At 70.4% G+C, this 13256-nt stretch carries 14 protein-coding genes; 8 read left to right on the top strand and 6 right to left on the bottom strand.

Features of this window, described 5'->3' with window-relative positions:
- The first annotated feature begins 91 nt into the window (after positions 1 to 91).
- The 3 genes from ACFY4B_RS15930 (at position 92) to ACFY4B_RS15940 (ending at position 3473) form a co-directional block, all read left to right on the top strand.
- Positions 92 to 1345 (top strand): Ig-like domain-containing protein, encoded by a 1254-nt coding sequence (locus tag ACFY4B_RS15930; protein ID WP_234348164.1) that lies wholly within the window; start codon positions 92 to 94, stop codon positions 1343 to 1345.
- Between the two features lie 185 nt (positions 1346 to 1530).
- Positions 1531 to 2775 (top strand): Ig-like domain-containing protein, encoded by a 1245-nt coding sequence (locus tag ACFY4B_RS15935; protein WP_107418682.1) that lies wholly within the window; start codon positions 1531 to 1533, stop codon positions 2773 to 2775.
- Between the two features lie 149 nt (positions 2776 to 2924).
- Positions 2925 to 3473, top strand: a complete 549-nt coding sequence (locus ACFY4B_RS15940) for an ATP-binding protein (RefSeq protein WP_387968302.1) — start codon at positions 2925 to 2927, stop codon at positions 3471 to 3473.
- A gap of 369 nt (positions 3474 to 3842) precedes the next feature.
- Here ACFY4B_RS15940 and ACFY4B_RS15945 read toward each other — a convergent pair whose 3' ends face one another.
- The 3 genes from ACFY4B_RS15945 to ACFY4B_RS15955 all read right to left on the bottom strand — a co-directional run bounded on the left by ACFY4B_RS15945 (position 3843) and on the right by ACFY4B_RS15955 (position 5934).
- The gene (locus tag ACFY4B_RS15945) at positions 3843 to 4715 is read right to left on the bottom strand and encodes a hypothetical protein (protein ID WP_387968304.1); all 873 of its coding nucleotides are present in this window, start codon (positions 4713 to 4715) and stop codon (positions 3843 to 3845) included.
- A gap of 212 nt (positions 4716 to 4927) precedes the next feature.
- A complete protein-coding gene (locus tag ACFY4B_RS15950; RefSeq protein ID WP_387968306.1) occupies positions 4928 to 5128 on the bottom strand; it encodes a DUF397 domain-containing protein in 201 nt (66 codons plus the stop codon).
- Positions 5125 to 5934 carry a helix-turn-helix domain-containing protein gene (locus ACFY4B_RS15955; protein WP_387822098.1) on the bottom strand — a complete coding sequence of 270 codons (810 nt, stop codon included), beginning with the start codon at positions 5932 to 5934 and terminating at the stop codon, positions 5125 to 5127. The genes ACFY4B_RS15950 and ACFY4B_RS15955 overlap by 4 nt, the downstream gene beginning before the upstream one ends.
- A gap of 159 nt (positions 5935 to 6093) precedes the next feature.
- Between ACFY4B_RS15955 and ACFY4B_RS15960 the strand changes: the two genes are divergently transcribed.
- Positions 6094 to 6528 carry an ATP-binding protein gene (locus tag ACFY4B_RS15960; RefSeq protein WP_387968308.1) on the top strand — a complete coding sequence of 145 codons (435 nt, stop codon included), beginning with the start codon at positions 6094 to 6096 and terminating at the stop codon, positions 6526 to 6528.
- A 100-nt stretch (positions 6529 to 6628) separates the two neighbouring features.
- Positions 6629 to 7156, top strand: coding sequence for a GNAT family N-acetyltransferase (locus tag ACFY4B_RS15965; protein ID WP_049649071.1), 528 nt, complete (start codon positions 6629 to 6631; stop codon positions 7154 to 7156).
- 82 nt (positions 7157 to 7238) lie between these two features.
- Here the strand turns inward: ACFY4B_RS15965 and ACFY4B_RS15970 are convergent, their stop codons facing one another.
- Both ACFY4B_RS15970 and ACFY4B_RS15975 read right to left on the bottom strand, forming a co-directional pair.
- Complete coding sequence (locus ACFY4B_RS15970; protein ID WP_074001478.1) at positions 7239 to 7460, bottom strand: hypothetical protein; 222 nt, start codon at positions 7458 to 7460, stop codon at positions 7239 to 7241.
- A 46-nt stretch (positions 7461 to 7506) separates the two neighbouring features.
- Positions 7507 to 8211, bottom strand: a complete 705-nt coding sequence (locus ACFY4B_RS15975) for a hypothetical protein (protein ID WP_387968311.1) — start codon at positions 8209 to 8211, stop codon at positions 7507 to 7509.
- A 421-nt stretch (positions 8212 to 8632) separates the two neighbouring features.
- Between ACFY4B_RS15975 and ACFY4B_RS15980 the strand changes: the two genes are divergently transcribed.
- The 3 genes from ACFY4B_RS15980 to ACFY4B_RS15990 all read left to right on the top strand — a co-directional run bounded on the left by ACFY4B_RS15980 (position 8633) and on the right by ACFY4B_RS15990 (position 11825).
- Positions 8633 to 9790: a protein-L-isoaspartate O-methyltransferase gene (locus tag ACFY4B_RS15980; RefSeq protein ID WP_387968313.1), complete on the top strand. Its 1158-nt coding sequence runs from the start codon at positions 8633 to 8635 to the stop codon at positions 9788 to 9790.
- A 404-nt stretch (positions 9791 to 10194) separates the two neighbouring features.
- Positions 10195 to 11517, top strand: a complete 1323-nt coding sequence (locus ACFY4B_RS15985) for an ATP/GTP-binding protein (RefSeq protein WP_387968314.1) — start codon at positions 10195 to 10197, stop codon at positions 11515 to 11517.
- A gap of 23 nt (positions 11518 to 11540) precedes the next feature.
- On the top strand, positions 11541 to 11825 hold the full coding sequence (locus ACFY4B_RS15990; protein ID WP_375876959.1) for an RloB family protein: 285 nt from the start codon (positions 11541 to 11543) through the stop codon (positions 11823 to 11825).
- Between the two features lie 9 nt (positions 11826 to 11834).
- On the opposite strand, the gene ACFY4B_RS15995 is transcribed toward ACFY4B_RS15990, so the two are convergent.
- Positions 11835 to 13094 (bottom strand): hypothetical protein, encoded by a 1260-nt coding sequence (locus ACFY4B_RS15995; protein WP_387968317.1) that lies wholly within the window; start codon positions 13092 to 13094, stop codon positions 11835 to 11837.
- Positions 13095 to 13256: the final 162 nt, after the last annotated feature.

A 13256-nucleotide genomic window follows, 5' to 3' on the forward strand; every position in this document is an offset into this window, starting at 1 on the left:
CCCGCAGCCCGGCCCGGAAAGATCCACGTCCGGTGCAACTCACGGGGGCACTCAACGCGTCAAGAGAGTGAATACCGGGAGGGGAGAAACCGTGAAGACGGGGAAGACGGCCGGCACCGCGATACGCACCACCAACCGCTACGGGCGGAAGAGTGCGATGGCGCTGGTTATGGGCGGGGTACTGCTGCTCACCGCGGCCTGTGGCGACGACAAGGGCAGTGGTTCGGGCGGTACGGGGGGTTCGGGTGGCGGCAGCGCGGCCTCGGCCGCGGCGGACGGGGGCGGGTCGGCCACGCCGAAGCCCTCGGCCGCGGTGCTGGCCGTGGAGCCGAAGGACGGTGCCCTGGACGTCCCGCCGAACGGGCTGCAGGTGTCCGTCTCGAACGGCAAGCTGACGACGGTCGAGGTGACCGACAAGGACGGCAAGCCGGTCGAGGGCGCGATCACCCCGGACGGCTCCGGCTGGAAGCCCGCGGGCGCGCTCGCGGTCGGCATGGCGTACAAGGTGAACGCCCAGGCGAAGGACGGCGAGGGCCTGGTGGCCGCGTCCACCACCTCGTTCACCACGCTGACGCCCGAGAAGAAGATCTCCACCAACGACAACATCAGCGACGGCGCCACCTACGGCGTCGGCATGATCGTCTCGGTGAACTTCAACAAGGACGTCAAGAACAAGGACGCCGTCGTCAAGGGCATCTCCATCGAGAGCAGCAACGGCACCGTGGTGAAGGGCCACTGGTTCGGCGACCGCCGGGTGGACTTCCGTCCGGAGGCGTACTGGGCGCCGGGCACCAAGGTGACCGTCAAGTACCGGCTGAAGAACGTCGAGGTCGCCCCCGGCATCTACGGCGACGTGGACAAGGACGAGCCGTTCACCATCGGCCGGTCGATGGTCTCCACCGCGGACGCCAAGGCGCACCAGATGACCGTCGAGCGGGACGGCAAGAGCACCACCCTGCCGGTCACCCTCGGCGCGGACGCCACGCCGTCCTGGGGCGGGACGATGGTGGTCATGTCCAAGGAGAAGGTCACCCGGATGAACTCGCAGACCGTCGGTCTCGGCGGCGAGTACGACATCCAGGACGTGCCGCACGCGATGCGGCTGACCACCTCCGGCACCTTCGTGCACGGCAACTACTGGGCCAGCCCGTTCGGCAAGACCAACGCCAGCCACGGCTGCGTGTCGATGCAGGACGTGAAGGGCGGCAGCGACTCCTCCGTCGCCGGCAAGTTCTTCAACGACTCGATGATCGGTGACCCGATCAAGGTCGTGAACACCAAGGAGAAGACCGTCGCGCCCTCCAACGGGCTCGGCGGCTGGAACGTCGACTGGGCCGCCTGGTAGGCCCCTTCGGCGTCTGTCGTCCGTCGTGCGGCCCGGTCCTCACTCGTTGGGGTCGGGCCGCCGCGGTTTCCGGGGCGAGCAGCCCCACGCATGGCGCAACCTTTCCGGTGGCCGGTTGCGTATACCGGTCGGGTCCGTCGGGTCCACGGGGAGTTTCTCGGATCTTCTGAGGGAGGGAATCGACGATGAGGTCGATACGCAGAGTGGTGGCCGTCGGTCTGGTCGGCGGGGCGATGGCGCTGACGGCCGCCTGCGGTGGGGGCAGCGGGGCAAACGGGGGGAACGGGGGCGGGGGGAGCGCGGCCAAGGCCGATCTGGCGGCCGGCGCGGCGAGCGCCAAGCCCACGGAGGCGGCGCCCAGCAGCAAGACGCCGAAGGTCTCCACGGCCGCCGTGAGCATCGAGCCCAAGGCCGGCTCGGTGGACGTGGCGCCGAACGCGCTCAAGGTCGGCGCGACCGGGGGCAAGCTGACCACCGTCAAGGTGAGCGACAAGAGCGGCAAGGAGGTCCCCGGGACGATCTCCGCCGACGGCGCCTCCTGGACGCCCGCGGCGGGCCTGGAGGTGGGCACCGCCTACCGGGTCAGCGCGATGGCCGCGGACGCCGACGGCGCGGTCGCCACGGCGGACAGCGACTTCACCACGCTGACCCCGACGGCGCTCGCCAAGGCCTCGGACAACGTGGACGACAACGCCACGTACGGCGTCGGCATGATCGTCTCGGTGAACTTCAGCAAGGACGTGAAGAACCGGGACGAGGTCGCCCGCGGCATCAGCTTCGAGACCAGCAACGGCACCGTGGTCAAGGGCCACTGGTTCGGCGACCGCCGGCTGGACTTCCGCCCCGAGCAGTACTGGGCGCCGGACACCAAGGTGACCGTCAAGTACCGGCTGAAGAGCGTCGAGATCGCCCCCGGGGTGTACGGCGCGGACCGGGACGAGCCCTTCACGATCGGGCGGTCCCAGATTTCGACGGTTGACGCCGCTGCGCACAAGATGACGGTCGTACAGGGTGGCCAGTCGAGCGAGATCGACATCAGCGCCGGCGCGCCCGAACACCCCACCTGGAACGGCACGATGGTGGTCATGTCCAAGGAGGGCGTGGTGCGGATGCAGTCCAGCAGCATGCCCGGCATGACCGGCGCGCCGTACGACCTCCAGGTCCCGCACTCGATGCGGCTCACCGACTCCGGCACGTACGTGCACGGCAACTACTGGAGCAGCAGCAGGACCTTCGGCGAGGACAACGTCAGCCACGGCTGCGTGGGCCTCAAGGACGTCGAGGGCGGCGGCTCCGGCACGTCGGCGGGCAAGTTCTACGACGGCTCGCTGATCGGTGACGTGATGATCGTGAAGAACTCGATCAGGAAGGAGACGCTCGACCCGTCGAACGGGCTGAGCGGCTGGAACGTCCCGTGGAGCGCCTGGTAAACCGCCGTTGAGGTGGGGGAGGGGTCAACCCGGGATTGACGGAAGTCGGCCCGGGGGGACCCCTTCTTGCATCCGGCATATGCCGACGCGGAGAGATCGTTTGCTCATTGTCCGTACGCGGCTGCTTGCGTTCCGCAATGATGGTCCGCATGGCGGGTTGGGGCGAAGCAGATCAGTCATTGGTTTCCGGGGCCGGCGTGGTCGCCGAAGTGTCCTGGATCGACGTCCAGGGCGGCGGGCTCTCGGCGTTGGAGCGGCTCACCTCCGCGGAGCTGGAGGAGATGTATTCCAGCAGACTGTGCGACCAGTCCGCGCCCAACGAGGTACGGCTGCCCTCCCGGCCGGAGTCGGGCCCGGTGGCCCGTCGGCTGGTGCTCTCGGTCCTGGAGTCCTGGGAGCTCCACCAGCACCTGGAGGCCGGGGAACTGCTCACCAGTGAGCTGGTGTCCAACGCGGTGCGGCACGCGGCCGGCCGCACCATCGGACTGCACGTCAGCCGCAAGCCCGGCTGGCTCCGGATCGAGGTCCGGGACTCCTCCCGGGCGCTGCCCTGCATGATCCTCGCCGAGCCCCAGCCGGTGAACGAGCGCGGGCGGGGCCTGAGGGTCGTCGACGACCTCTCCGACCGCTGGGGCGCGGACCTGCTGCCGCGGGGCAAGGGCGTCTGGTTCGAGCTGAAGGTGCGCGAGCGGGGCTGAGGCGTCCGGCCGGTCGGCGTTTTTCACGGGGAAACGCGCAGGGCCCCCGGATTCGCCGTGGTCCGGCGGGCGGGGGCCCTTGCAAGTCATCGCGCCGGCCAAGGGGGTGCGTGCCGCGCGATGGGCGTCGGCAGTGCCAGGTCGGGCCCGCCGAAGTCATCAACCCAGGGCGGCGTGCGGTGTCGCCCGCCGTTGGGCTGCTTCGACTATCGCATGGATCTCAGCATGCGGGCAAACCAGATGACTTCGAATGCAAGGCATGTTACGTAGTTCACCTTTGGATTTTGCATAGGTTAACGCTGCCGCCTGTGAATATTCATGATCACGGGCCTGCTTGCCTGTGACGGCGAGGTCTGCCGGGGCTCGGCGTCAAGGGGCTCGCAGGGGGAGGGGCGGGGCGCTGTCCCGCCGGAGTGCGCCCCTGGCGCGGGCGGCGTGGCGGTGGACGGCGGCCGGGGAGAGGGCGCCCGGGCGGGGTGGTGTGGCCGCTGGGGTGCCGGGGGTGCTGCGGCAGGCGCGGCAGAGGCCGCCGAGGAGGGCGTGCGGGCGGCAGGGGGTGCGGCAGTCGGTGCATTCGGGAATGGGGACCGGCTGCGGGGGACGCGGGGACTGCGGGCGCTCGGGTGGCAGCTTGTCGATCAGGCGGCGCCGGGTGAAGCCCGCCGGGCTGTGGATGTCCGGCGGCAGGTTCGCGGTGAGCGCGGCGGTGAAGAGGGGGAGCGTGGTCCCCCGGTCCAGCCACTCGGCGGCCAGCGGTTCGAGCGCGGCGCAGTCGGCGGCGGAGAGGGCGAGGCGGGGGTCGACCAGGCCGAGGCCGGCGAGGGCGGCATAGGCGGCCGAGGTGGGGGAGGTGCGGTTGAGCGTTCGCTCCCTGGGGGGATCGGGTGCGGCGGGCGTTGACGCCTCCCCGGTGGAGAGGAAGTGCGCCCACCAGCCGTCGGAGCGGGGCGTCCGGGAGAAGTAGGTGCGGAACACCCAGCGGCACTGGCGGGAGGCGAGGCGCTCACGGACGCGGCGCAGGTGACCTGCGGTGGAGAGCTTGGTGAGGGCGGAGCGGCAGGCCATCTGCCCGTAGTGGGGCTGGAGGACGGCGAGGGTCTTCGCGTCCATGGCGGCGCCGTCGGGGAGACGGTCGATGAGCGAGGCGAGGTAGGCCTCGCGGGCCGGGAGGTGGGCGAAGTCGCGCGCGGAGCGGGGGAGTTGCTCCGGGGCGGACTGCTTGCCGTACCCAGGGGTGGCCATGGCGGTATCGTCGTGGGTAGCCACAGGATCGAGCTCGCATTTCGATCGTGCCGGTCAGACCCCCGTTCGGTGTTGGTAGCACCGGCGGGGGTTGTTTCGTTGGTGCGCACGCTACACGGGGGAACCGGCTGTGGTGTAGTCGTGACGATAAGTCATATGTGCTGCGTACGAGGGTGGTTGGGAGGTAGTTACCTCACCGTTCCATTAAAGGGTCACTCGGCTCGTGTCACTTGAGCTTCGGTGGCGAAGGTGATGAAGGCGGACCAGGCTTCGGGGGAGAAGGTGAGGGTCGGGCCGGCCTTGTCCTTGGAGTCGCGGACGTGGATGGCGGAGGGGGAGGTGGCGACCTCGACGCAGTTGCCCTCGTCGTGGTCGCTGTAGCTAGAGCGGAGCCACGGTTTGGTGGTGTTCATAGTTGCTCCAGTGTCTTTCGGACGAGCTGTGCCGATTCCTTCGCGTTCAGCGCCTGCGCGCGGATCATTGCGTGGCGTCGGCTGAGCCTGCCTACGAGTTGTGGTTCGGAGTGGAGCGCGTTCGTTTCATGTGTCTCAACATACGCATACTGCTCGTTGTTGACCGTTTCCAAGATGACGAGCGATCCCGAGAGGCCGGTAGGGGGTAGCTCTCCGGTGGGTACGATCTGGACCCGCGTGTTGCGTGAGTCCTCGAAGTCAAGCAGCCGGTGAAGCTGCTCCTTCATGACCTCCCTGCCGCCGACGGAGGTGTGAAGGGCTGCTTCGTAAATGGTGAAGCTGAACATCACCTCGGGCTTCGCGAGCAGATCCTGCCGCTTGAGACGGAATGCCAGGCGTTCTTTAGCGGTGGCGTCGTCCACGGGTGGCAAGTGGCGACTGAGTACCGCCCTGGCGTAGTTCTCGGTCTGCAGCAGGCCCGGGATGTAGAGGGCCTCATAGAAGTAGAAGGCAATCGCCTCCTTCTCGACGTCGAAGAAGACATCACTGCGCGCCGGCTTGGTCTCGGGGAGAAGATACGGCTCGGCCGCCACCAGCATCCCCTTCGCGTCGCACAGTTCATCCGCCGCCTGAAGCACCTTGAGCGTTGGCCGCCGCCTCCCTGCCTCCATCGACCGGACGCTCTCGATGTCGTAGCTGGCTGCCTGGCTCAACTGTTCTCGCGTCACGCCCGCCGTCGCCCGCCACCGCTTGAGCTGGTCGCCGCAGTACTTCCACGACATCGGGTTCTCCTTCGGCACGCTCACGGCCGGTACCCCTCCCTGCCCTGGTCACAGGGCGGTCAAGCTGTCGCTGTACATGCGGTGTAACTGTTGAGGCTATGCCTGGATGCCGACGATCGAAGGGTGAAATGGCCGAACTCAGCTCTCCCGAGTGACGCCGTCCGTACACACCCAAGGACCCTGATGCTCACTCAGCCCGCCGACGTCGTCGAGTGGATGTTCCCCCGGCTCCCCCGTAGCGCCGGCCGTGCCCGTATCCGGTTCATCCGGCAGGCCTTCGAGTGGGAGGTGCCCATCGACTCCGCCGAGACCGGGCTGATCCTCCTCAGCGAACTCGTCACCAACGCCTGCCGCCACGCCCGTTCCCCGCGTGACCGGATGATCGGTGTCCGCGTTCTCCTCCCCACCGACTCCCTGCTCCGGATCGAGGTCTCGGACGCGAACTCCACCCTCCCGACCCCGTGCGAGGCCACCCCGGACGACGAGTCCGGCCGGGGCCTCGAACTCGTCGCCGCCCTGGCCACCTCGTGGGGCGCCCACCTGCGCGGTGACGGCTACATCGGCAAGACGGTCTGGTGCGAACTCGCCCTTCCCACCCCGGCCAACCCGCACGGCTGAGCCCGCGACCTGCGGAGACGCGCAACTGGCGCTCCGCCGGAGCGCGTCCTGATCTTCGACGGCGTCGGCAACCGGCGCCCGAGAGGATCAGGAGACCTGTATGCGCCCGCTGCCCTGGCCGCCCGCCCCGATCAGGACCGAGCGGCTCGTACTCCGCGAGCCCGAGGCCCGGGACCGTGCGGCGTTCGTCGAGCTGCTGGCCTCGGCGGAGGTGAACACCTACCTCGGTGGCCCCAAGCCGCGGGACGAGGTCGAGCGCGAGATGCCCGGGGCGCCCAGCCGGAGCCCCGGGGTCTTCGCCGTCGATCTCGACGGGGAGACGATCGGCCAGGTCCTGCTCCGCAAGGAGGCGGGGCGCCTCGGCCGGGTCGGTGAGCAGGCCGAACTCGGCTACCTGTTCCTGCCGCAGGCCTGGGGTCGCGGCTACGCCGCCGAGGCGTGCGCGGCGGTCCTCGACTGGTTCACCGGCGTGCTCCCCGGCGAGCCGGTGGTGCTCGCCACCCAGACCGCCAACCTCCCCTCGATGCGCCTCGCCGCGAAGCTGGGCTTCACCGAGGTGGAGCGCTTCGAGGCCTTCGGCGCCGACCAGTGGCTCGGCCGGTGGTCCCCGGAGCCCCACCGGGACTGACCGGCCCCGCCGCTGGTCCTGTCGCCGGCCGCGCGAGAAGTCGGGTGGGCCGACTTCTCGCGCTCAACCGCTTTGGTGGAGGTCAGTTCCACGGCTCCCGGTCCGGGTCCTCGCCCAGCACGTGAGCGGCGGCCGCACAGAGGTCCCGGCCGTACAGCTGGTTGCTGCCGTACCCGGAGCCCCACAGGTCGGTGGCGGCCCGGGCCACGGCGCGCCAACTGAACTCCTCGTCGACCCGCCAGGTGCGAACCTGCACGGCCATCTCCGTGGTGACCGTCGACGGGTCCACAAGGTTGGGTTTCATCTCAGCGGCTCCAGGTCGTGTCCGACGATTCCGGCCGGACCGTCGATCAGTCCTTCTCCTCGACCTCGACGGCCGCCCGGATGTCCAGCGTGCGCCGGGCCAGTTCCCCGGGCTCGCTGGCGCCCGTCTCGTCGACGACGATGCCGACGGTGCTGCCGTCCGCCCAGGCGCAGGTGGTCTGGGGCACGGCCGGGAAGTCGAGCACCGCGCAGTCCATCGCGCCGCCGAGGGGGCCGGCCGGGTAGTCCTGGCGCCCGACCACCACCGGGTCGTCCGACGGGGCGCCCGTCGTCTGCGTCTCCGTGCCGAAGTACTTGTCCAGCTCCCGCCGGACGTCCGGGAAGCTACCGGTCAGCCCGATCAGGGTCAGCGTGGATTCGGTCGCCCCGGCGGGGCCGTAGCCGGCCACCGTCAGCTCCCGGTACGGCCGCAGGGCCGTCATCTGCCGCTCGATGTCGGCGCGCAGGGTCAGGATGCTGTCCTCGTCCGGGAGCCGCACCTGGTCGCCGATCCGGTCCGCGAGCACGATCCGGTGCCGCGTCGGCGCGCCGAACCCGGTCACCGCCGCGACGGTCACCGCGGCGAACAGGCCGACGACCACGCCCGCCGCGATCAGGGCGTTGCGGGGCACCCGCCGGTACCAGGGCAGCGGAGCCACCGGCTCCAGGGTGTTCGCCCAGATCGCCCGGAGGCCGCTGGGCTCCTCGGCTCCCTGGGCACTCTCGGACCCGGTCGTATCGTCACTCTGCACGGGCCCGGATCCTACGGCAGCGCCCAGAAGGCCCGCCGGGGTTTTCGCGGCGCCGACGCCACCGGTGGCACCCGCATCCCCGACCTCACGGGACGGAACACCCGGGGCCGTCGTGGGTGGCGCGGCCATCCGCCGGCCGCGCGAGAAGTCGGCCCGGCCGACTTCTCGCGCCGGTCGGGGTGGTCCTCGCACGGTCCGGCGGGACACACACGCGCACGCGCCCCTGGCAGCTCCCGCACGCCTCTACCGCCTGGTGCGGTGCTGCGCCAGATTGGTCGCCGACCGTTGAGTACGACCGAAGGGACGCTGCGATGGGCGAGCACGAGAAGCAGCCGCCGGACCCCGGGCAGGGGACTCCGCCGCCGAACAACAGCGACAGCAAGGTCGACGTTCCGCCGCCGGGCAACGGGAAGCACAAGAAGTGACGGCGGACGACGGGGGCCTGGCCGGGCTCCGGACGCGCCTGCACGCGGAGATGGAGCGGGGCGGGGCGTGGCCGGCCGACTCGCCGTGGCTGCGCGAGGCCTTCGCCGCGCTGCCCCGGGACGGGTTCGCACCGGACAGGTTGTGGCGGTGGGACGGCCGGGCCTACGCACCGCTCGACCGCGCGGTGGATCCGGGCGGCTGGGCGGGTGAACTGTACTCCGGGGCCTACTCCGCAGCCGTCACCCAGCTCACCGGAGGACTCCCGTCGTCGTCGTTGTCCGCGCCCTCCGTGGTGGCGGACATGCTGGACAGCCTCCGCGTGGAACCGGGGCACCGGGTGTGGGACCTCGGCACCGGCCAGGGCTGGACGGCGGCACTGTCCGCCTGGCGGGCCGGGCCCAGGCTGGTGGTCGGCACCGAAGTCGACGAGCACCTGGCCGCGTTCGCCCGCACCCGACTCGCGGCCGCCGGGCTCGACGCCGAGGTGACGGCAGGTGACGGCACCGACGGCGGGGTGCCGGGTGGTGGCCAGGTCGACCGGCTGCACGCCACGTACGCCGTCGAGACCGTGCCCTGGTCCTGGGTGGAGGCGGTACGGCCCGGTGGGCGGATCGTCTACCCCTGGGGCCGGCTGGGGTACGTCGCCCTCACCGTCGCCGACGACGGGGCCGCCGCACACGGCTGGGTCCACGGCCTGGCCCAGTTCATGGGCGACCGGACCGGTCCGGCCCAGCCGGGCACGGGGCCCGCCGCCTATGCGCAGGTGCGCCGCGGTGCCGAACCCGAGGCGCACGGGGCACTGGACCGTGACCCGGCCGGCCTGGAGGACTGGCACCTCCGGTTCGCGCTGCGCGTCGCCGTCCCGGACGCCGTGCTGTCCACGGTGCGGGGCGAGGACGGGCCCGCCACCCTGCTCCACGACGGGGACCGCTCGTGGGCCGAGATCCGCTCCCGATCGCTGCTCCTCCAGGGCGGGCCGCGCCGCCTCGGCGACGAGGTGCTGGCCGCCTGGACGCAGTGGGACGCGCTGGGCCGCCCCGACCCGTACGACTACGGCATCACCGTCACCCCCGACACCCAGTGGGCCTGGCAGGGCGCCCCGGACACCGGCCCGAAATGGCCCATCGGCGGCCTGCACCCGGCCACGCGCTGACCACGAGCCCTGCCGAGCAGCCCCCGCACTCACGCCGCCCGGGGCGGCCGCCGCATCGGGCAATGGAGCCGCGCTGAACGACGTTCTCCGGCGATCCGGGCCGGACGAGGACTTCGCGGCGGACGTGGCGCCCGCTCGCGCCATGTCCGCCGTGTCCGCCGTGTTCGCCGACGAGGTGGCCATGGCCGCCGTCAGCGCCGCTGAACCTCTCTCCACCCGAGGGGCCTGCGCGAGAAGTCGGACCGGCCGACTTCCTGCGCCGGATTCGGGAGCCTCGGCGTGGGAGGTCTGTGACTCCCGGGATGGTCACTGGCATGTGAGAGCCTGTCCACGCTTGCCCAAGGCCTGTTTGCGCGATTCACTTGCACAGAAAGGCCCCACAGCCCGCGAAGGGGGGATCACAGATGCTGTTGAACTTCAGGGTCGCGAACCACCGCTCGATCAGAGACGAGCAATCCCTACAGCTGAACCCGGTCTACGACGCGGACCGGCCGCCCGGGACGCACTGGGAAGCGGTCCCTGTGGTGGGCATCTTCGGGGCCAATGCCGCTGGCAAATCGAACGTCATCGATGCCCTGGCGTACATGACCAGGATGGTCGTCAGCTCGCATCGCGACGCGGAGCCGGACGGGGGCGTGGCCCGTCAACCCTTCCGGCTCGAAGAGGCGGCGCGCGGGGAACCGTCCTGGTACGTGGTGGACCTGCTGATCGACGGGATCCGCTACACCTACGGGTTCAGCGTGGACGACGACCGGGTGGTCGACGAATGGCTGCACAGCTTCCCCCACGGCAGGAAGCGCAAGATCTTCGAGCGTTCGGTCGACGGGCTGGAGATCGGTGACTCGCAGCACCGGCGAGAGCTGGAGCTGGTCGAGAACATCACAGAGCCCAACGTCCTCTTCATGTCCCTCGCGGCACGCTCCCGGCAGGACGACTTCCGCCCGGTGTACGACTGGTTCGCCCGAAGCCTCCAGTTCAGCCGGCGAATGCAGGGCCCTGGCCGCATCGGTACAGCGCGGATCCTCGAAAACCCGGACCGGCACCCTGAGTTCATCGCGCTCCTGCGTGCCGCAGACCTCGGGATCGCGGAATGCGGCACGGAGCGCGTGCTGCTCGACGAGGAAGAGCTGCGGAAGCGCTACGGTACGCGCATTCCGCCGTGGCGGCTGGAGGAACTCGAAGAGCACGGACCACGTGAGGTCATGCGCCCCTGGATAGGCCATCGCGGGCGCGACGGGATCGTCAGGATGGACGTTTCCGAGGAGTCCGAGGGCACCCAGGCCCTGCTGCGGCAGGCACCTCTCTTCATGGGGGCGCTCCGTCGGGGTGGCACCTTCGTGGTGGACGAGATCGATTCGAGCCTCCACCCGATCCTGACAGCGCGCCTGATCGGGCTGTTCCAGAATTCCGCGACCAACCCGAACGGTGCCCAGCTGATCTTCACCTCGCACGATGCCAGCCTGCTCGGCCGAACCGACGGCGAGGACGTCCTGCGGCGGGACCAGGTCTGGTTCGTGGAGAAGAACGAGCACGGCGAGACGGAGCTGTTCGCCCTCGCCGACTTCAAGCCGCGCCAAGAGGAGAACCGCGAGCGGCGGTACCTCGGCGGGAGTTACGGCGGCGTGCCGTACATCGACGACGATTTTGCCAGTGCCATTGCGGCGCGGGGGGACGATGATGGCAAGGGCGGCGAAGCCGAGCGGACGCAAGCGTCCCACAGGCGCTGAAGTCGAGTGCTCGGAATATCGAGGTGGCGTTCTCCAATCCGTGTTTCGAGGTGTGGCTCCTGCTGCATTTCACGGAATACCGCCGTCCGGCCCGTTCGTTCAGGGAACTCCTGCCAGTCCTTGAGAGAACCTTCCCGGCCGGATACGAGAAGACCGGCGTGAAGTTCGACCACTACGAACCGCACTGGCGGCTGGCGGCGAGCCGGGCGAAGCAGCTGGCGGAGCCCGGGAGCGAGCACGAGACCAATCCGTCCACCGGCGTGTGGAAGCTCGCGCTCGCCATCGGGGGTGGCGAAGCCGGGTCATGACGTCCCGGGTCAGGAGATCGAGAAGCCCATCTGGTTGACCACCGGCGTCATCGGCACGTACAGCACCTGCGCGTAGCAGGTCGTCTGGTGCGCCGTCGATCCGGGCGGGCAGGCGACCTCCGACCTGGCGGCGACGATGACGCCGCGGGCCTCCATGTCGCCGTTCGGGCCGGACGGGTTCGCCAGTGCGGGGCCGCCGCTGTCGCCCTTCGCGGCGACCGCCCGGCGGTCGCCGCCCTTCGACTCCGCGATGTCCACCGGCTTGATCTTGGTGCCCTCGTCGTTCGTCGTCTCCACGTCGACCCGCTTGACCTGCACGTCGCACTTCCACCCCGACTGGGCGCCGCTCAGGCAGATCAGGTCCCCGACGTTGTTCCGCCCGGCGCCGTACGTGTGCCGGGACGAGCCGCCGTTGTCCGACCAGGAACCGTCGTAGAACCGGCCGCCGCCGTTCCCGTTGACCGCGATCATGCCGACGTCCAGGCCGTTGCCGACCGCGGCCAGGTCGCCGATGTAGCTGCCGGTGCCGTTGTAGTACCGGCCGCCGCCGCAGTGTGCGGCGGTCAGCACCACCTTCGTCCCGCCTTTCCAGCCGCTGAACGCCGTCGAGCAGAACGACGCCTTTCCGGTGTTCACCTCGGCGCCCGCGTAGTACGGCGCGCTGTCGGAGTGCCGGTTGCCGGACAGCGCCACCGGTGTCTCCTCGACGCCGGCCGACACCGGCATCCCGGCGATCTCGGCGGCCCGCGAGGAGTACGCCTGTACGGTCGCGTCGCCGCCGGTCAGCTGTTTCGCCGGCGCCGGCGCGTACGTGATCGCGATGGCGGTGCCGTCCTCCTGCGGGCCGATCGACGTCCACGCGTCCCGCGCCACCGCGGCCGTGAACCGGTCGATCGCGGCGCGCATCTCCGCGCGGGAGTACGGGCTCGGATGGACGTCGACGGTGTAGCCGGGGCCGACGTCCGCGGCGTTCGCGTCGAGCAGGGAACGGACCTGGGCCGGGGTCTCGCCCTTCCAGTAGATGTCGGCGTGCTGGTTCGCCGCGTCGATCACCGTCCCGGCGTAGCCGGCCGCCGCCGGATCCCGGGACTCCACCCACTCCTGCACCGGGTCCGTCATGTGGTGGAGCAGCTGCTGGGCCTTCGGATCGCGGAGCACCGGCAGGGTCACCGACAGGTAGGGCTCGTCCTTCACGACGTCGGCGGCCATCAGGGCGGAGGCGACCACGGTGGTCAGGGCCAGGGACAGCACGAGGCTGGAGCGGCGCACGAGCGGGTCCTTCCGGTGGGCCGATGGGGTCGACACTCAGCGTAGGGAGGAATGAACGGTCCGCTACGGTCCGGAAGTCGAGGGCGGGCCGCCGGTGGTTGCACGGCCGAGGAGACGCGCCCCCGGGAGGGGCGTGACGGCCTCCTGGGGGCGCGTGGGGCG

Source organism: Kitasatospora sp. NPDC001261, from assembly GCF_042896795.1.
In the GTDB taxonomy this organism is placed as follows: Bacteria; Actinomycetota; Actinomycetes; order Streptomycetales; family Streptomycetaceae; genus Kitasatospora.